This window comes from Campylobacter concisus (genome assembly GCF_015229965.1).
GTDB classification, from domain to species: domain Bacteria; phylum Campylobacterota; class Campylobacteria; order Campylobacterales; family Campylobacteraceae; genus Campylobacter_A; species Campylobacter_A concisus_BD.
On sequence record NZ_JAAKZB010000020.1, the window covers coordinates 23,307 to 42,398 of the forward strand.

The 19,092-nt window shown below is 40.9% G+C and carries 18 protein-coding genes and 1 pseudogene; 3 read left to right on the forward strand and 16 right to left on the reverse strand.

Annotated elements, in window-relative coordinates; all coding sequences use genetic code 11:
- Nucleotides 1-25: 25 nt before the first annotated feature.
- A complete protein-coding gene (gene dsbI, locus G6W43_RS08410) occupies nucleotides 26-646 on the reverse strand; it encodes a protein-disulfide oxidoreductase DsbI (RefSeq protein WP_194169588.1) in 621 nt (206 codons plus the stop codon).
- 8 nt (nucleotides 647-654) lie between these two features.
- Nucleotides 655-1,311 carry a thiol:disulfide interchange protein DsbA/DsbL gene (locus G6W43_RS08415; RefSeq protein ID WP_194169589.1) on the reverse strand — a complete coding sequence of 219 codons (657 nt, stop codon included), beginning with the start codon at nucleotides 1,309-1,311 and terminating at the stop codon, nucleotides 655-657.
- 231 nt (nucleotides 1,312-1,542) lie between these two features.
- Here G6W43_RS08415 and G6W43_RS08420 point away from each other — a divergent pair, with 231 nt between their 5' ends.
- Complete coding sequence (locus G6W43_RS08420; protein WP_012140636.1) at nucleotides 1,543-2,187, forward strand: ferritin family protein; 645 nt, start codon at nucleotides 1,543-1,545, stop codon at nucleotides 2,185-2,187.
- A gap of 110 nt (nucleotides 2,188-2,297) precedes the next feature.
- Nucleotides 2,298-2,588: a DUF5339 domain-containing protein gene (locus tag G6W43_RS08425; RefSeq protein ID WP_002940734.1), complete on the forward strand. Its 291-nt coding sequence runs from the start codon at nucleotides 2,298-2,300 to the stop codon at nucleotides 2,586-2,588.
- A gap of 38 nt (nucleotides 2,589-2,626) precedes the next feature.
- Here G6W43_RS08425 and G6W43_RS08430 read toward each other — a convergent pair whose 3' ends face one another.
- From G6W43_RS08430 to purB, 14 genes and pseudogenes are all read right to left on the reverse strand, one after another.
- Nucleotides 2,627-2,857, reverse strand: coding sequence for a DUF2798 domain-containing protein (locus G6W43_RS08430; RefSeq protein WP_103617455.1), 231 nt, complete (start codon nucleotides 2,855-2,857; stop codon nucleotides 2,627-2,629).
- 14 nt (nucleotides 2,858-2,871) lie between these two features.
- The gene (locus tag G6W43_RS08435; RefSeq protein ID WP_223227555.1) at nucleotides 2,872-3,075 is read right to left on the reverse strand and encodes a hypothetical protein; all 204 of its coding nucleotides are present in this window, start codon (nucleotides 3,073-3,075) and stop codon (nucleotides 2,872-2,874) included.
- Nucleotides 3,065-3,193: a hypothetical protein gene (locus G6W43_RS10760; protein ID WP_262974938.1), complete on the reverse strand. Its 129-nt coding sequence runs from the start codon at nucleotides 3,191-3,193 to the stop codon at nucleotides 3,065-3,067. The genes G6W43_RS08435 and G6W43_RS10760 overlap by 11 nt, the downstream gene beginning before the upstream one ends.
- A 7-nt stretch (nucleotides 3,194-3,200) precedes the next feature.
- Entirely contained in the window at nucleotides 3,201-3,881 is a 681-nt protein-coding gene (locus G6W43_RS08440) for a putative quinol monooxygenase (RefSeq protein WP_149713686.1), read from the reverse strand.
- Between the two features lie 13 nt (nucleotides 3,882-3,894).
- Nucleotides 3,895-4,407: a hypothetical protein gene (locus tag G6W43_RS08445; protein WP_194169590.1), complete on the reverse strand. Its 513-nt coding sequence runs from the start codon at nucleotides 4,405-4,407 to the stop codon at nucleotides 3,895-3,897.
- A gap of 49 nt (nucleotides 4,408-4,456) precedes the next feature.
- Nucleotides 4,457-5,893, reverse strand: coding sequence for a subtype B tannase (locus G6W43_RS08450; RefSeq protein WP_194169591.1), 1,437 nt, complete (start codon nucleotides 5,891-5,893; stop codon nucleotides 4,457-4,459).
- 70 nt (nucleotides 5,894-5,963) lie between these two features.
- Nucleotides 5,964-6,734: an SDR family NAD(P)-dependent oxidoreductase gene (locus tag G6W43_RS08455; RefSeq protein WP_194169592.1), complete on the reverse strand. Its 771-nt coding sequence runs from the start codon at nucleotides 6,732-6,734 to the stop codon at nucleotides 5,964-5,966.
- The gene (locus G6W43_RS08460; protein WP_194169593.1) at nucleotides 6,731-7,372 is read right to left on the reverse strand and encodes an NAD(P)H-binding protein; all 642 of its coding nucleotides are present in this window, start codon (nucleotides 7,370-7,372) and stop codon (nucleotides 6,731-6,733) included. The genes G6W43_RS08455 and G6W43_RS08460 overlap by 4 nt, the downstream gene beginning before the upstream one ends.
- A gap of 29 nt (nucleotides 7,373-7,401) precedes the next feature.
- On the reverse strand, nucleotides 7,402-8,547 hold the full coding sequence (locus tag G6W43_RS08465; protein ID WP_194169594.1) for an iron-containing alcohol dehydrogenase: 1,146 nt from the start codon (nucleotides 8,545-8,547) through the stop codon (nucleotides 7,402-7,404).
- A gap of 84 nt (nucleotides 8,548-8,631) precedes the next feature.
- Nucleotides 8,632-9,306 carry an anaerobic ribonucleoside-triphosphate reductase activating protein gene (locus G6W43_RS08470; RefSeq protein WP_194169595.1) on the reverse strand — a complete coding sequence of 225 codons (675 nt, stop codon included), beginning with the start codon at nucleotides 9,304-9,306 and terminating at the stop codon, nucleotides 8,632-8,634.
- Nucleotides 9,307-9,405: 99 nt separating this feature from the next.
- Nucleotides 9,406-11,688 (reverse strand): annotated as a pseudogene (locus tag G6W43_RS08480) (ribonucleoside triphosphate reductase).
- A 454-nt stretch (nucleotides 11,689-12,142) separates the two neighbouring features.
- On the reverse strand, nucleotides 12,143-13,816 hold the full coding sequence (locus tag G6W43_RS08485; protein ID WP_194169597.1) for a DUF262 domain-containing protein: 1,674 nt from the start codon (nucleotides 13,814-13,816) through the stop codon (nucleotides 12,143-12,145).
- 38 nt (nucleotides 13,817-13,854) lie between these two features.
- A complete protein-coding gene (locus tag G6W43_RS08490) occupies nucleotides 13,855-16,230 on the reverse strand; it encodes a ribonucleoside-diphosphate reductase subunit alpha (protein ID WP_103572963.1) in 2,376 nt (791 codons plus the stop codon).
- Between the two features lie 350 nt (nucleotides 16,231-16,580).
- Entirely contained in the window at nucleotides 16,581-17,912 is a 1,332-nt protein-coding gene (gene purB / locus G6W43_RS08495; protein WP_194169598.1) for an adenylosuccinate lyase, read from the reverse strand.
- A 186-nt stretch (nucleotides 17,913-18,098) separates the two neighbouring features.
- On the opposite strand from purB, the gene G6W43_RS08500 reads away from it, so the two are divergent.
- Nucleotides 18,099-19,022, forward strand: a complete 924-nt coding sequence (locus G6W43_RS08500; RefSeq protein ID WP_194169599.1) for a pseudouridine synthase family protein — start codon at nucleotides 18,099-18,101, stop codon at nucleotides 19,020-19,022.
- Nucleotides 19,023-19,092 lie beyond the last annotated feature (70 nt).

Below are 19,092 nucleotides of genomic sequence, written 5' to 3' on the forward strand. Positions count from 1 at the left end.
GCCCAAAAATAGGGCTAACTAAAATTTAATTTTTAAAAGATAAGAGCTTTGAAACAAGCATAAGTGCAAGCACAACAAAGCAAATGCCAAAGCCAAGCAGCGTGCAATCCGCCATCGACATAAATTTAGACGACGGCACAAGATACCAGCCATCTGCATAAAGATCAACTATGCTCTTTTGCAGATCGCTTAGCACCGCGCCATCAGGCACCATAGGGCTGTCATAGCCGCAGTCGCCAGTTGGCATAAACCAGTCAGGCACCCACTTCTCAAGCGGCAAACCAAATGGATAGTGCGGCTCAGTCGAGCAGCCCTGCACGCCAAAAGGATCATCGCCATGCACCGCGTCGTGGATTTTAGCTAGTTTTACGCTATACATTATGCCCTGCACCGCTCCCCAAAATGCAAAGAGATAGCCAACTAAGGCAAAGAGCAAATTTTTAGGGTTTATGATAGCTATCACTCCGCCAAGCGCCATGCATAAAAAGGCAAAACGTATATAGACGCACTGCTCGCAAGGGGGCATATAGGCGTAGTTTTGAAAGAGCGAGTGCGCGATAACGACAAGCGCGATGCTCACAAAGACTAGGATCGCCCAAGAGATGCGTGAGTCTTGAAATTTAGCCATTTTTTTAAAAAAGCTCATGTGGCGCCTTATTTTTTAAGAAGCTCTTCGATGAGTGCTGCCATGCCGTCAAGTGAGCTGATTGATTTTGTCATGATGAGATATTTGCCATTTACGACAAATGCTGGCACGCCTTGAATTTTAGCCACATCGTAGCTCTCATCCCACTTTTTAAGTAGCTCAGTCACTTTTGGATTAGCCAGCTCTTTTTCGTAGTCTGCTTTGCTAACGCCAGCTGCATCAAGTCCAGTCTTTAAAAAGCCCTCAGCATCTTTGCCATCGCCCCAGCGCTCTTTTTTGTCGTGATAAGCCTTGTAGTAGGCAAATTTAGCCTTTTTAAATAGCGAATTTTCATCAAATAAACTAACACCCTTTGCCTCGTCCATAGTGATAAGCACGGCAAAAACCTTGCTCGCAACCTCGCCATAATCGCCCTTTGTCTTTAGGTGAAATGGCTCGTATTTTAGGCCAGGAATTTTCTCAACTACCTTTGGAGTGACGCTCTTGTCGTACTTGTAGCAAAATGGGCAAGCATAGCTGAAAACTTTAACTAGCGTATTTTGTCCGACACTTAGTGGCTTTTCAAGCTTGACGTAGTCCTCGCCCTCGCTAAATGCACTAGCGCTGATCGCACCAGCTACTGCAACTGCAAAGATAGCCTTACTAAATTTAGATAGAAAACTCATGATGATCTCCTTTGGATGATTTATTTTGAGTTATTCTACAACCAAGCTCAACCGCACTTTTAACGCTAGAATAAATTTTGGCTGAAATTTATCTTTTTTAAATTTGTTATGATGGATTTGGTTTTTTGTTAAATTTATAAAAATAATATACGTTATCAATAAAAATTATTATTTACATATTTTAATTATTTGGTTATAATCCGCTCAAATTTTATCAAAATAGGAGTCAAAATGAGACAGTACGAAACATACAAATGCGAGAAATGCGGCAACGAGATCGAAGTTCAAAAGGTTGGCGGCGGCACATTAACCTGTTGTGGCGAAGAGATGAAATGCATCACTGAAAATTTAACAGCAGTAAATTTAATGAAGGCATTTGCTGGCGAGTCACAAGCTAGAAACAAGTATGAGCTTTACGGCGACCTAGCTAAAGAAGCAGGCTATCACGCGATAGCTAGACACTTTTACGAGGCAGCTGAAAACGAGAAATGGCACGCAAGGGCTGAATTTAAGAAATATCACGAGATGATGAACGATCCGATCGATAAGATGGATAAAAATTTACTTGACGCTGCAGCTGGCGAAAACTACGAGCATACGACGATGTATCCAGACTTTGCAAAGATCGCAAAAGAAGAAGAGCTAAGAGATGTTGAGAGGCTATTTAACGCGATCGGCAAGGTTGAAGTTGAGCATGAAAGAGAGTATTTAGAGCTTAAAAAGATGCTTGATGAAGAGGGCTTTTTTGAGAGCGACGAAGAAGATATCTGGGTTTGCGAGGTGTGCGGACACGTTCATAGAGGTAAAAAAGCTCCGGGCGCTTGCCCACTTTGCAAAGCTCCAAAAGAGTATTTTAAGCGCGAATTCTTAGGCTAAAAAGCCAAAAAATTTAGCCAAGGCGCTTGTCTTGGCTAAATTTAATAAATTTAAATCTATTTAAAATAAAAAAGTTATATAATCTCCTTAAATTTTCACAAGGAGAAAAAATGAAAAAATCACTTTTAGTTTTAGCTACTCTTGGCTTTGCACTAAGCCTAAACGCTGCGGATCTTACAGATACTTGCAAGTCTTACTTCTCAGACATCGATAAGATGGTTGAGGCTTACAAACAAGCTGGTCAAGAGCAACAAGTAAAAATGTATGAAGATCAAAAGAAACAATCAATGGATCAACTTGCTTCTTTACCAAAAGAGCAACAAGACGCTACTTGCAAACAAGCTAAAGAGATGTTTGCTCAAGTAATGGACCAAATGAAAAAACAAGGTCTTTTAAAATAAACCTTCACGTGGCTAGGCTCTCTAGCCACTCTTCAAATTTAACTCTCTTTTTTACATAAATTTTGCGTGATCTTTGCAACAGACGGCGAAACTAGCAAAAGCACAGGATACGCCACCACAAAGGCTTTTACATAGGCGATTAGCCAAATTTTCACAAAACCATCAACAAAGCCAAGATTTAGATACGTGAGCACAAATGACATAAAAAATGCCATAAATGCTGACATTATAAACGCAAAAACATATCTATAAAATTTTACTGGTATCAAATTTCCACCTAAATTTATTTACAAACAAAGCTACTTGCCTTGCTCGCGTCACCGCCCACGTATGTAGCCACCTTTGGATAGGCACACACTAGAAATTCCTTGCCAACGTAGGTCTTGCTTTGTGTCAGCATGCTCTTTGGCGCTTCGCCCATTTCATGCCACACCTCAAGCGCACCAAGCGGACCCACGTCTATGCCGTTGCCGCTCTCACTCCACATCTTTCATCTCGCTATTTAAAATTTTCACATCTTTTAAACTCGCATATCCTGCCTTATCAAGGGCAAATGCCGTGCTGCCAAAAAGCGCTAAGGCGCAAAAAAGTGAAATTTTCTTCATAAATCTCCTAAAATTTTACCTTGCTAAATGAGGTCTCGTTTTTGAGAGCAAAGCCGTCAAATTCATCTATCAGCCCCGCTCGCTCTTTGGCGTAAGCCTTGTAGTTTGCGCTGTGGCGGTAGCTCTCAAAGCTAGCTTCGTCTTTGTAAATTTCAACCAACACCCACTTGTTAGGCGCCTCTTTTTGACTAAAGGCAAACTGCGCGTAAGCTCCCTCATCTACGCTTTTTTGCATATATTTTTTCACTAGCTTTTCAAATTTTGCATCGCTTTTTGCCAAAAGGCTTAAATTTGTGATGTGAAAGTAGGCATCTTTTAGGCGCTCTGGAGTTAAATTTTTAGAAAAAGTAGCCCGTTTTTTCAAGCTTATAGCCTTTTTGCTAGCTAAAATTTCAGCACTCGCACTTACAAATTTCTTATAGTGCGCTGAAGCTACGTGCTTTTTATAAGCCGCCTCGTCCTTGTAAAACTCAAGCAGATAAAATAGCTCTGGCTTGCTCTTTGCGCTCGCAAAAAAGATCGCCTGCGTGTCTGGCTCGCTCTTTGAGCTTAGTATATTTTCCCTACCAAGCTGCTTTAGCAAGGTCTTGTTATTTGGCGTTGAAAGCAGCTCCTGCAAGCTCACTTTAGCCTCTGCCCCAAAGGCAAAAGCTGCCAAAACCGCTAGTAAAAATAGCTTTTTAAACATCAAATTCCCCTTATCACTTCGCCTTTTTCATATCAGCCTTAGCTTTTATCTCTTCTGCAGCCTCTAGGTCAAGCTGTGCTTTTTTAAAGGCTTTACGTGCTTTTTCTAAGCGGTTAGAGTTTTTGACACTTGGGTTATCAGCATAGGCTTTTTCTGCTTCTTCTAGCTTAAATTTCTTGTCGCCATAGTTCATTTGTGCTTTTTCAAGGTTGTTTGTAGCTTTATTGCCACCTAGTAGCTCGGCCTTTGAGGTGACCTTGCCAGTGACTGGGTTTCTACCGATAGTGGCATCAAAGTCACGTTTGCTATCTCTTTTATTCTCACGATAACACTCTTCTTTTCCTCCCACTAACATACCTGCAATCATATCAGGTCTATTTTTAGGATCACTACAATCAACCACTTCTTTTTTAGCTTCTCCTCTTAAATGTTTATTAAAAACATCAGAATTTGCCTCAAAGGCATTTAAATTTATGCAACCAACAAATCCTACAACAAATGCTGCAATTAATGCTTTATTTCTCATTTTTACTCTCCTTGAAAATTTTAAAATTTCTCATACTTTCTCCTTAATTTTATTTTTCTAAAACTCTTTTCATCCAAGCAAAAAGCTCGTCTAAGTCGTAGTCGCCGCCATGTCCTTGCCCCCAAACCGCTTCAAAATCAACCTCTTTGCCAGCATTTTTAAGCGAGAGTGCGAGCATAGCAGGCACGGCAAGGGCTAGGTCGGTGTCGTTTGTGCCCTGTCTTATGCGGTAAAATTTCGCCGCCTCTTTGTTTTTAGTGTAGTTCATCGCATTCATCATCTTTATGACGCTAGCATCCGCCATCTCGCCCAAGCTTTGCTCTTTTGCAAATTTAGTAAAGTGCTTTGCAGGCGTTTTGCTATCGCCAAAGAGGTCATTTTCTGGATTTTCTAGCCCAAGGCCGTCAAAGGCAACCACCGCTTTAGCGCGTTTTAGCGAGGCGATAAAGTCCTCAAGCTTAAATGTATATCCAAGCGAGCAGCCCTGCGTGTCAAGAGTTATAAATTTAGGCGTGAGCGTGCTTTTGTCGCTGCTTTTTGTAGCGGTAAATGCCTTTGAGATGAGGGCTCTTATATACTCTTTGAAGCTACCCTCGCCGTTTTCATCAAGGCTTAGCGCGTGGCCTTTGGCGTCTTTTAAATTTAGCGAATTTAGATAGGCTGGAAATTTACTCTTTAGCTCGCGTGAGAGCTCTTTTTGCGTGGCGTTTAGCTCGCCTGTGATAGTCTTTGGCTTTTTGCTCCTGTCATTAAAACTAGCCGCATCAAGACTTGTAAAATCAATCCTTTCAAATTTATCCAAATCCCCAAACATCCACTCATACGCCTCGTCCTCATGCTCTAAATTTGTCACAGGGCAGTAGGCTGAGACGGCATAAATTTGATCGTCAGCTTTTGCGGCGCCTAGCTCTTTAAGATATGACTCATACTCTTTTGCATTTGCGCTTGTGCCAAGAAGTGCCGACATCGCGCCGCCTGCGCTCGTGCCGTTTGAGATGATCTTGTTTGCGTCGCCTGGCATAAATTTGTCGTTAAATTTAAGATATCTAACGGCCGCTTTTAGATCGACTATCGCAGCTGGCGCTTTGCCGATAAAACGCCCATCCTCTTTTAGCGTCCTGCCCCTAGCGCCAACGCTTGCCACGACGTATCCTCTAAGAAGCGCTTCAAGAGTGGCATTTGGCTTTTCGTTTTGGATTTCTGGCTTTTGTGGCATTGCGCTCATGTAGCCGCCAATCGCATTTGGCATAAAGATAGCCCCTTTTTGGTCGCTAAATTTACCCTCTGGCACATAGAAATTTAGCACCTCGTAGTCGCTAACTGGCTTTGCTACATAGACTATGCCCTCATAAGCTCTAAATTTAAGCGTCCTCTCGCCAACTTGCACGCTTTTTAGCTCAAATTTCTTTTCATCAAATTTAAGCTCGCCCCCAAAGCAAGCGCCTGCTAAACAAACCCCTAAAATAGCAACTCTAACGCATTTCATGATCTGCCTTTTTATTTTGTCCTACTTTTTACTTTACTAGCCTTGGCGTAGGCTACCAAGGCTTTAGCGCCTAGTTATCTTTTGGCTCATACTTGATCGCATAGTCAAATTTAGGCTGGTGCAGTGAAAACTCAAAGCTATCTCTATCGACCGAGCCAACGCAGTAATGGCTATCATAAAGGCGAAGCAAAAACTCCGCCATCTGCTCGCTCGTGTGGTACTTTTTAAACGCCTTGTCGTAGTCGTAGCTCTCTTTGCTAGTTGCCACCATGCCAAATTCTGTCTTTGTGGCAGCAGGGGCTAGCACTTTTGCTTGCATCTTTGCCTGCTTGTCCTGTGCTAGCTCGTGGTAAAGTCCCTCGCTAAAGGCACTTACGAAAAATTTGCTAGCGCAGTATGTGACGGCGTTTGGCACGATCTTGTAGCCGCCTATCGAAGAGATGTTTATAAGCTGCGTATCTTTGTCTTTATATTTTTTAGTAAAGAGCGTTGAGAGCGTCACAAGCGAGATGATGTTTAAATTTATCATCTGAGTGATCTTGTCTAAATTTTGCTCGCCGACCTTGTTATAGTCGCCAAAGCCAGCGTTGTTTATAAGCGCTTTTAGCTCAAATTTTTCTAAATTTCGCCAAAGAGAAAGGACATTTTCTTGCTTTGAAAGGTCGCAAAGCTCTATTACCACATCGACATTTGCAAATTTAGCTATCTCGCTTTTTAGCTCTTCTAAAAGCTCACCCCGTCTTGCGATAAGGATCAAATTCTCCTCACGCCTTGCAAATGCCTTTGCCGCTGCCGCTCCTATGCCTGAGCTTGCCCCAGTGATCACTATATATTTTTTCATTTTGTAAATTCCTCCGGACTATAAATTTTTACACCTTCACTGTGATCATCTTGTGCTACTTGCACGATCACTCTAGCTATATCAGCCGCCCTCATCGGACGATACTCGTCAAAAAAGCCTTTTGGGATAAATTTAAACGCCTTTATCGCCAAATACTCACCTAGTCTAAATTCCTTTCTCTCAGCCTCGATAAGTGGCAGCCTAGCGATATGAAATGAGCTATATCCAAGCTCTTTTATCTTTGCTTCTGCTTGACCTTTTGCCTTTAGGTAAAACGAGCCTGACTTTCTGTTTGCGCCTGCTGCTGAGAGCAAAACAAAGCGTTTTGCGCCGCACTCCAAGCCAAATTTGGCGAAATTTATCGGATAGGTCACATCGACTTTGTAAAACTGCTCTTTGTGCTTTGCCGCCTTCATAGTCGTGCCAAGCGCGCAAAATACATCATCAGCGATAAATGGCACCTCATCTTTAAAATCATCAAAATTTACTATCTTTACTTCAAGCTTTTCATGGGTAAATTCTAGCTCATGCCTAACAAGGGCGACCACCTTGTTGTAGTGCTCACTCTCGCAAAGACCCTTTAAAATTTCACTTCCAACAGCGCCGCTGGCTCCTGCTATAAGGGCGACTTTTTTCATGTTTATCCTTTGTAAATTTTGGATAAATTCTATCTCGCTAAGGCAAAAATTTCGCTTATGGCCTCTTTTGTATAAATTTGCTCCAAGCCCCTGCCCTTGGCGTAGTCATAAACTAGCGCCATGATCTCGTCTAAATTTGACTCATCAACGCCGATCTCAATTAGGCTTGTTGGCGTGCCGATCTTGCTAAACCACTCTTTTAGCTTTTTAATAGCCTCGTCTGCGTCATCCACGCCAAAAATTTCTTTGCCAAAGCGCTTAAATGCCTTTAAGTTTTTATTTTTATACCACTTCATCCAAGCTGGCATAACGACACTTAGCCCAGCCCCGTGCGCGCAATCAACCACTGCTCCTATGGCGTGCTCGATCATGTGATTTGGATATGAGTAGCCAGCCGTGCCAACGTAAGTTAGGCCATTTAGCGCCATCGTCGCAGCCCAGGCAAACTCGCTTCTAGCGGCGTAATCATCTGGCTCTTTTAGTAAAATTTCAGTCGTTTTCATGACCGTTTTGATGTTTGCTTCGATATATAAATTTATGATCTCAGGCTGAACGCTTGCCGTAAAGTAGCCCTCGATGCTGTGAGCGATGATGTCTGAAGCTGAATAGACCAAATACTCCTTGCTAACGCTTGCTTGAAGAAGCGGATTTACCACCGATACTTTTGGGTAAAGACAAGCGCCGTGCATGGCAAATTTCTCTTTTGTGGCTTCGTTTGTAACAACCGAACCGCCGTTCATCTCTGAGCCAGTTGCAGCAAGCGTTATGATGTCAAAGATCATAAGCGCCTCTTTTGGGCATTTGCCAGTAAAAAAGTCCCAAACATCGCCGTTATATTTTACTCCTGCAGCCACGGCTTTGGCACTATCAAGCACCGAGCCACCGCCTATGGCTAGCACGCTATCGACGCCCTCTTTTTTAGCTAAATTTATAGCCTCATTTACCTTGCTTAGCACTGGGTTTGACTTCACGCCGCCTATCTTGCAAAACTCGATGCCATTTGCACTTAGGCTCTTTGTGGCGATGTCAAAAAGTCCGTTTTGCATGATCCTGTCGCTGCCATAGATGATGAGCGTCTTTTTTACGCCAAATTCTTTCATATATCTGCCGATGTTTTGCTCTTTGTCTTTGCCAAATTCTATTTTAGTAGGGTTTAAAAAGCTGAAATTTTGCATATTTTTCTCCTTGTTTGCTTTTGTGATTTGGGGTAAATTTTAGTTAAATTTTCTTATTTTTAGCTATTTTTATCTGCGCTAAATTTAGAAATTTCTTAGTCTGATAGGTAGTTTTGATGTGATCTTATCTGGATCGAAGCTATTTTTTGGATCGCCCAAATTTCCAAAATTTTCGCCAGTGTTAAAGAATTTTTGTAAGAAATAATCCCCTCTATATCCAAGTTCAAAAAGTAGCTCAGACATCTCGGAGATATCTTTTTCGCTTAGCAAGTCCGCATGCACGGTCGTTCTAACTTCAAATTTAAAATTTATCTCAAGCAGGTATCTAAGCGTGGCGGCAAATTTCTCATATAAATTTGAGCCAGTGATGCCGATAAATTTCTCTTTTGGAGCTTTAAAATCAAGCGCGATGTAATCAATCAACCCCTCATCTATCGCATCTTTTAAGACATCACAATACGAGCCGTTAGTATCTACCTTTAAGCTAAAACCGCGCGCCTTTACCTCGCGTGCTAGCCTTAAAAAGAGAGGATTTGCTGTGCATTCGCCACCGCTAAAGACGATGCCATTTAGCTTGCCGACCCTGCGGTCTAAAAAGTCGCAAACTTCGCTAAAGCTTATAGTACCATTTGACTTTACGACCTCGATGTTGTAGCAGTATCCACAGCGCATATTACACCCTGCAAACCAAATGACAGCTGCCACTTTGTCTGGGTAGTCAAGCGTCGTAAATGGCGTTATACTAAAGACTTTTTGCAAGTTTTTGACCCTTTTTTAAACTAAAAGGCACAATGGCGTGCCTTTGGTTTGCATTTTAGTTGATTTTTTTAAATTTATTATTGTTTTTAGGCAAAAAATTTATCTCTTGCAGCAACTTGCGTATTCGTCAAATTTAACACGCTCTTTGTGCTCGCCTTTTTTACCGAGGTTAAAGCTCTCAACTGGTCTGTGATAGCCCATAACACGAGTATAAACGACGCATCTTGTGCGTTTGTCTTGCACTTTTTCTAAGATTTCTTTTTCTGTCATTTTCTCTCCTTATTTGGATTTTTTCTTCTCATTTTCTATAAGCTCTGCATCACAAAGCGGGCAAAACTCATGCTCGCCAGCTATGTAGCCATGCTTTGCGCAGACGCTAAATACCGGCGTTATCGTGATGTATGGGAGTTTGTAGTTTGAGATTATACTCTTTACAAGCTCTTTGCAAGCTTTAGCCGAGCTTATGCGCTCTTTCATATATAGGTGAAAGACGGTGCCACCAGTGTAGGCGCTTTGTAGCTCATCTTGCAGATCAAGCGCTTCGTAAGCGTCGTCTGTGAAATTTGCAGGTAGCTGGGTTGAGTTTGTGTAGTAGATATTATCCCCCTCGCCTGCTTGGATGATGTCTGGATAGCGCTTCTTATCCTCTTTGGCAAAGCGGTATGTTGTGCCCTCAGCTGGAGTTGCCTCAAGGTTATATAAATTTCCGCTCTCTTCTTGAAATGTCCTTATCTTATCGCGTAAAAAGCCAACCATCTCAAGGGCAAATTCTCGTCCAAATTTGGTCGAAATGTTCTCTTTGTCGCCAGTGAAATTTCTAAGTAGCTCATTCATGCCATTTATGCCGATCGTGCTAAAGTGGTTGTTAAAGTGCTTTAGATACCTAGCTGTGTAAGGATAAAGCCCTCTGTCATACATCTCTTTGATAAATTTACGCTTCTTCTCTAGGGTTGATTTAGCTAGGTCTAAAAGATAGCTAAGTCTATTATAAAGTGCGACCTTATCGCCTTTGAAGTTATAGCCAAGGCGGGCTAAATTTATAGTGACAACGCCTATCGAGCCAGTCATCTCAGCACTTCCAAAAAGACCACCACCTCGCTTTAAAAGCTCTCTTAGATCAAGCTGTAAGCGGCAGCACATAGAGCGCACGTGACCTGGTTTATAGGCATTTTCGTTTTCTATCTTGTTGCCATTTTCGTCATAAGTGTACTGCGAGCCGATGAAATTTTGAAAGTAGCTTGAGCCCATTTTTGCGGTATTTTCAAAGAGCACGTCAGCTACTTCGCTATCCCAGTTAAAGTCCTCTGTGATATTTACCGTTGGTATCGGAAATGTAAAAGGCTGCGAGCACTTGTCGCCAGCTGTCAAAACCTCGTAAAATGCCTTGTCTATGCGTGCCATCTCAGGCTCGAAATCCTTGTAGGTCATATCGATCAAATTTTTCCTGCCACGCTCATTTGCTTTTTTCAAAATTTTCTCATCTTTTACATTTGTAAAGAGGTGTATATCGTCGCTCGTCGGGATCTGATCCCTTAGGTCGCTTGGGCAGGTGATGTCTATGGTTACGTTTGTAAATGGGCTTTGTCCCCAGCGCGCAGGGACGTTTAGGTTGAAAATAAAGCTAGTGATCGCCTTTTTGATCTCGGCGTCGCTTAGATCGTCTTTGAAAACGTAAGGTGCAAGGTAGGTGTCAAAGCTAGAAAACGCCTGAGCGCCCGCCCACTCGCTTTGCAAGATGCCTAAGAAATTTGCCATCTGATAAAGCGCCTCTCTAAAGTGCTTTGGCGCCTTGCTCTCAACCCTGCCACGAACGCCGTTAAAGCCCTCATTTAGCAAAGCTCGCAAACTCCAGCCAGCGCAGTATCCTGTAAGGCAGTCAAGGTCGTGGATGTGGTAGTCGCCATTTCTGTGAGCAAGACCCTCTTCTTTGCTATAAACAGCGTCTAGCCAGTAGTTTGCTATGACTTTGCCAGCGGTGTTGTTGATAAGGCCTGCGTTTGAGTAGCTCGTGTTTGAATTTGCAGAAATTCTCCAGTCAGTGCCGTTTATATATTCGTTTATTGTTTGGGTTGAGTTTATATAGGTCGTATCTTCGTTTAGGCCTAAAATTTGCTCGCGTTGGAGCTTGTGGGTGTGGCGGTAGAGCATGAAGCTCTTTAAAACTTCAAAATGTCCGCCGTCAAATAGCTCTTTCTCTATCGCATCTTGGATGTCTTCGACTGTTATCGCACTTGATTTTTGAAAGATATCTTGGACTACATTTGTAAAAACTTGCTCGTCGTAAGCTTTATTTTCGCTGGCAAATGCCTTTTTTATCGCATCTACTATCTTGTATGCTACAAATTCTTGCCTTGTACCATCTCGTTTTAAAATTTCACGCATCACTTGCTCTTTTCTGATTGTTTTTTTGATATGGAGTTTAAAAGTATAGGACAAGAAAGCTTAAAAGATAGATAACTATTTTATTTTGTTTAATAATATTTATCAAAAAATATAAAATTTTAAGAAATTTTCTTAAAGGATAAATTTACGTTATATAAATATTTTAAGTTAAATTTTGACTATTTTACTTAAATAATTATTTTAATTTTAGTTTTTAAAATAGTAGATTTGAAATTTTACAAGTCAATCAAGCTTATTTAGGAAAAGTCTTAAAAATTTAAAAACTTCATAAAATAACCATAAACAATAACAGCCTACTACTTTTAAAAATAAATCGTTATCGAAATCGTAAATGAGGCAAACTACGACGCGGTATTTGATGCGATAAAATCAAGCAAATGTTGAGGCTACTGGTGTATGTGATTTTAGAGACCTTTTTTTAGGTCTCTAAAATTTAGATGTTATCTTGAAGAAATTTATTAATCGTCTCAAAGATTTCTTTTTCTCTCTTTATAATATCATCCTTTCCCCACTCATCTTGCGGTAGTTCTGACAACCCTACAGCTTCTTGAAATTTTGAGTCTTTATATTTTTCCTTTTTAGATTTAAAATAATGATTACTAGCTTTTATATTTAAAGATTTTTCTAACCACATTTTATTACCGATACTTTCGATATATCTGCCAGCTTCGTCTTTATTTAAATTTTGATAGCAAGTATCTTGCCAGTTTCTAGGTAAGATATGCTCTACCTCGCCATAGATAATTTCTTGTGTTTCATATTTCAAATAAAGATTTAAAAGTGTTAGGGTTTTTATTAATCCTAAGCTTCTAAAAAAATCTTCTTTAAATCTATCTTTATCATTTAAGATATCTTGAGTTCTAATTTTAAAATCTAAATTTCCGTTTTCGTAAAGGTTTACATAAGCGTTAAAAACAGGATCTTTTATTGCATTTACAGTAGAATTATTTATATAAATCGTAAGTAAATTAGCTATCATTTTGGATAAAAATGGCAATAAATTTTTATCATCAAAAAAATCCAAATTTTTGTCTTTACAATAAAAATAAAATGCAGAAATCAATGACTTTGGATATTGATTAGGAAAGAGATTAATCACATCAAAAAATTGTGAAGCACGCAATTTAATCTTATCATCAAAATCTCCACACCAGAAATCTGACAACTCTTGAATTTCGGAAAATAGTTTTTCATCTTTCAAGCGCTCTTTGCTATAAAATTTCCTAGCAGCAATTTCCTTGCTTTTATCTTTACTTCTAGCCCTAATTGCATGAGAATAATACGTAAAAATAGTATCTATATTAAGGTTATTTTCTTTTAATTTTTCTTCCAGTTCACGCCATTCTTTAGCAAATTTATTTTTGCTTTCTTTGTCTTTTTGATAGCCGTAGATTACACCTTTAAAAATATCGGCATCGCTTAGTGGCAACCCGCGATTATTTAAGGTATTAAAAATTCTTAAAGCATTTTCTTGCTCATCGCATTTTATAAACAAAATTTTTAAACGCCCTTTATCATCTATTAGCATTTTACACAAAGGGTCAAATAGATCGAGTGGCATACCGCCAATCTTATCTAAAAAGAAGTTAAAATTTTCTGCGTATTTGCTTCTTGATTTTGTATCATTAAAGCATTCTTGATCTAAAATTTTATCCAAAATCTCATTATCTACTTGTGTTGACACCTCACTTTTTAGTTTTCTTTTTGAGAAGTCAAATTCTTCACTACCTTCATCAAATGCCCAAATGCATTTGCCGAAATTTTTAGCCCAGCCTTTTGATCTGTCCTTGGTTTTCTCATATAAAGCCCTATAAAAAAGCGTTAGCGTGGTTAATCGTTGCTGACCATCTATGACTTCAAACTCTCTGTTTTCATTTTGAAAAACTACTATTGAGCCCAAAAAATATTCATCAAATCCAAAATTTACTTCTCCACTATTTTTATCTCTATAAGTTTCTATGAAGTCGATTAAATCGCTCCAAAGCTGTTCACACTGCATTTTTGATTCCCACATATATGGTCTTTGATATGTCGGAATAACAAATTTTATATTACCTTGTAAAAGTTCTAAAACGCTTTTTACGTTTGCATCTATTTCTCTAGCCATTTTGTATCCTTTGTTATAAAATTTTTTATTTGCAAATTTTACTGACAACCTTCACACTCGATCGAGCGGTCAGCCACGTCGTTTAGCTTTTCGCTGTCTGGACTTTCAGAGCGTAGATAATAAGTTGATTTTAGTCCAAGCTCCCATGCAAGCGTGTAAATTTCACTTAGATATCCGCCACTTGCTTTATCCAAGCTCATGAAGATATTTAAGCTTTGACCTTGGTCGATCCATTTTTGGCGGATCGCGCCTGCTTTTATAAGAATTCTTTGATCAAGCTCATAAGCTGGCGTGTAAAACTGCCAAGTATCAGGGCTTAAATTTGGCACGACATTTGGGATCATACCGCTTAGGTTGTGCTCGAACCACTTGCGTTTATAGACTGGCTCGATGGTCTGAGTAGTGCCAACAAGGATCGAGATCGAGCTAGTTGGAGCGATCGCCATTAGGTAGCCGTTTCTCATGCCGTCGCGCTTAACCTTTTCTCTTAGCTTGTCCCAGTCGCAGACATTTTCGTCAAATAGCCCGCCTTTGTCGTTTAAAAGCGCTTTTGCGTTCTCGTTTGCGGTGTCTATCGGCATGATGCCTTTGCTCCATTTTGAGCCTTCAAATTTTGGATAGATGCCCTTTTCTACGGCTAAATTTGAGCTAGCGTAGATCGCGTTGTAGCTTATGTTTTCCATTATGCTATCAATCAGCGCCAAGTGCTCATAACTGCCCCATTTTACATTTTTCTCAGCTAGCATTTGCGCTTCGCCCATGACGCCAAGGCCGATCGAGCGAGAGGCTAGGTTTGTGTGTTTTACCTTTTTGTGTGGATAGAAATTTAGATCTATCACGTTATCAAGCATCCTGATAGCTATCGGCACGACACGCTCGATGTCCTCTTTGCTGTTTATCTTGCTTAAATTTATACTTGCAAGGTTGCAAACTGCCGTTTTGCCCTCGATGCTCTCTTTTTCTACGATGAAAATTTGCTTGCCTTTTAGGCTATCAAGCGCGCTAAGCTTTTTGGCTTTTTTAGTTATGCCACTATCGACCGTGATGTCTTCTTCTTCGTCAAATAGCTCCTCGCCGCCATCTTCATAAGTGATCTTGATCTTATAGTAGTTTGGCGCTGTGTTTTGGAAAATTTCGGTGCATAAATTTGAGCTTCTGATGATGCCCTCGTGGTCGTTTGGATTTGCTTTGTTGGCATTGTCTTTGAAGCACAAAAATGGCATGCCCGTTTCAAAATAGCTAGTTAAAATTTTCTTCCAAAGCTCTTTTGCGAGAATGGTGTTTTTCTGGATATTTTCATCGTTTTCATACTCCAAATATCTCTTCTCAAACTCCTCGCCATAAAGGTCGCAAAGGTCGCTTACTTGAGCTGGGTCAAAGAGGCTCCAGCGGCCATTTTCTTTGACACGCTTCATAAATAGGTCGTTTATCCAAAGTGCAGGGAAAAGCTCGTGTGCGCGACGTCTCTCTTCGCCTGAGTTTTTACGAAGATCGAGAAAATCGCTCACGTCCATATGCCAAGGCTCGATATAAACAGCGATCGCGCCCTTTCTAGTGCCTAGCTGATCGACCGCTACTGCGATGTCGTTTGTCACTTTTAAAAATGGTATGATACCGCCGGCTGCGTTTTTGTGTCCGTCGATACTGCCGCCCATCGCACGAACCTTGCTCCAGTCCCAGCCGATACCGCCACCAAATTTTGAAAGAAGCGCCATCTCTTTGTAGCTATCAAAAATTCCTTCGATATTATCAGGCGTGCTGCCTACGTAGCAGCTGCTTAGCTGGTGGCGTGTAGTCCTTGCGTTTGAGAGCGTTGGCGTGGCTAACATCACTTCAAATTTAGAGATGAGGTCGTAAAATTTCTTAGCCCAACCTTGGCTGTCTAGCTCGTTTTGCGCAAGAAACATCGCGATCGCCATAAACATGTGCTGTGGTAGCTCGATCGGCATGCCACTTTTGTCTTTGATAAGGTAGCGATCATAAAGCGTCTTGATACCAAGGTATGCAAACTGAAGGTCGCGCTCAGGCTTAATGTAGGCGTTTAGATCCTCTAAGTCGTACTTCTCTTTTAGCCCAGGGATGATGCGGCCTACCTTTTCGCCCTTTGCGAGGTAGTCTTTTAGGTGGTTGTAGCCGTTAAAGCCAGTCACTTTGTGATAAAGGTCGAACAAAAATAGCCTTGCCGCAACAAATGTCCAATTTGGGCGGTCGATGTCGATCTTATCAACTGCTGTTTTTATAAGAGTTTGCTGAATTTCCTCAGTCGTTATCATATCTCTAAACTGAATTTTCGCATCTACTTCAAGCTCGCTAAGACTTACGTTGCTAAGACCTAGGACAGCTTCGTTTGTGTATTTTTTGATCTTGCTGATATCAAGCTCTTCTGTTCTGCCATTACGTTTTATAACTTTCAAAAATATCTCTCCGTGTTAAATTTTAATTTGAGATTTTATCCAAAAAGATATAAAAACTCTCTTTGCCAAAAACTACTCAATAAATATAAAATTTACAGCTAAAATGAGAAAAATAAAGGCTTGCCAAAAACTCTTATTTTTCTAGCGCGAGGGTGATAAAAAACGTTAAACGTGACGAGCTTTGGATTAGCTTTGAAGATCAAAATTTAAATTGCCACTAAATTTTGCTGACATTTGTAAAAGCTACTTGAAAATGCTGCCACCAGCTGATAAATTTTGCGAGCTAAATTTAAGATGGATTTTGTGTTAGAGTAGTTGCAAGGGGCTAAATTTACCCCTTGCGTTTAAATTTATTTGCCAAAAACTCTGGCGAAAATTCTATCTACATTTTTGGTGTAGTAGTTGTAGTCAAAACACTCTTTGATCTCATCTTTGTCAAGGCTCTTAGTTAGGTCTTCGTCGTTTAGCAAATTTTGCAAAAATAGGCTGTGACCTTGCTCGTCGATCGCTTTTTTGCCCTCTTGCAAGTCTGCCCAGACCTTCATGGCGTTGCGCTGAACGATCTTGTAGGCGTCCTCTCTAGAGATCCCACGCTGTGGTAGCTGTAAAAGTACGCGCTGTGAAAAGACTAGTCCGCCTGTTAAATTTAAATTTTTCATCATATTTTCTGGGTATACGACTAAATTTGCTATCAAATTTTTGATGCGAACCAGCATAAAATCAGCCGTGATAAACATATCTGGCAGGATAAATCTCTCAACCGAGCTGTGGCTAATGTCGCGCTCGTGCCAAAGTGCGACGTTTTCAAGAGAAGGCGTGACGTATGAGCGTAGCACCCTGCAAAGACCGGTGATGTTTTCGCTAAGGACTGGATTACGTTTATGTGGCATGGCGCTTGAGCCCTTTTGTCCTGGGCTAAAGTACTCCTCCGCCTCATAAACTTCGGTCCTTTGGTAGTGTCTAATGGCAACTGCGATCTTCTCGCAAGTAGAGGCTAGAACTGCGATAGCGCTCACCACGTGGGCGTAGCGGTCGCGCTGGATCACTTGGTTTGACGCTGGGGCAGCTTTAAGACCTAGCTCCTCGCATGTTAGCTCTTCAAATTCCATCGGAGCGTGGGCTAAATTTCCCATAGCGCCTGAGAGTTTGCCGTAGCTGATCGTATCTTTTGCGTCTTTGATGAGCTTTAGCGCCCTTGCTATCTCGTCATACCAGATGGCAAGCACTAGGCCAAAAGTTATCGGCTCGCCGTGGATGCCGTGGCTTCTGCCGACCATGAGCGTGTGCTTATGCTCGTTTGCTCTATCTTTGACCGCCTGCATAAATTCCTCTACGTCGCTGATGATGAGCTCCAAGCTCTCTTTCATCTGAAGCGCGACGGCTGTGTCGATACAGTCGCTTGAGGTCATGCCGTAGTGTACGAACCTGCTCTCATCGCCAAGGCTCTCGCTGACGCTTGTTAAAAATGCGATAACATCGTGCTTTGTCGTCTTTTCTATCTCGTCGATGCGAGCCACTTCAAATTTAGCGTTTTTGCAAATTTTCTCGCAGTCGCTGTCGCTTATGAAGCCAAGCTTATTCCAAGCTTTAACGGCAGCTTTTTCTACCTTGAGCCAAGCGTCATATTTTGCTTGTATGCTCCACTTTTCAGCCATCTCTTTGCGTGAGTATCTTTCGACCATTGTTGAACCTTTTGTGTTAGTTTGCTTTTGTCCTGAAAGTATAAATTTGGCTTTTTGAGCCAGAAATCACGTCGTGCAATTTCTCTAAATTTAAGTTTTGATTATATAAAATCCGGGCTGAAATGTCGGTTATACGCTTATAAATTTGGGCTTAAGATAGCTCGCTCGTTTTTCAAAGGATCATTTTTGCCCTACGTAAATAAATTTATCATTACTGCAGATCATCAAAAAGCTTACGAAATTTTACTGCAAAATGGCTTTAACATGAGCCAAACCCAGCGCCTCATCGATAAAGGCAGGCTGATCTGTAGCGGCAGTGTCGTGAGTGAGAAAAATGCCGTTTTGTGTGGCGATGTCTTTTTAATCGACTATGAGGCCAAGCCAAAGGGACTAAAGCCCATCTTTGAGTGCGAGAGCTTTGCGGTATTTGACAAGCCAAGTGGGGTGCTGAGCCACCCAAATGGTAGGCACTGCGACTACTCACTAAACGATGAAATTTACACATTTTTTGGGCGAGATGCGAGCGTAGCACATAGGCTAGACTGCGAAACAAGTGGCGTGATAGTCGTGGGTAAAGATAGAAATTCTACGATAAAGCTAAAGAAAATCTTTGAAAACCGAGAGGTTTCTAAAAGCTATGTCGCGATGGTGCAAGGTAAGATCGAGCGAGAATTTACGATCGATGCCAAGATGGATCTAGCGAACAACTACGACGATGTGAAAATGCGAATGCAAATTTGTGAGAACGGCAAGAGCGCTGTGACTAAAATTTTGCCGATCAGATATTTTGACGATATCGATACGACTTTAATTCGAGCTATCCCACTCACTGGCAGGCAGCATCAAATTCGGTTGCATTTGTTTCATGTGAAACACAAGATCCTTGGCGAACCACTTTATGGTTTGTCGCGTCCGCAGATCGAGAAAATTTTAGACAAAGAGATGAGCGAGTGCGAACGGATAAATTTAACTGGAGCAAAAAGACTCCTACTTCACTCGGACGAAATTTCATTTAAATTTGATGAAATTTTTTACAAGATAAAAAGCAATTTTGACGCCGAAAGTGAGTTTTATAAATTTGCAAAAGAAGCAAATAATCAAACTATTTAAATTTCAAAAAATCTTTCTAGTAAAAATAATTTATAAAAATTTTTCGTAATTTTGCTTTTAAATTTGAAAT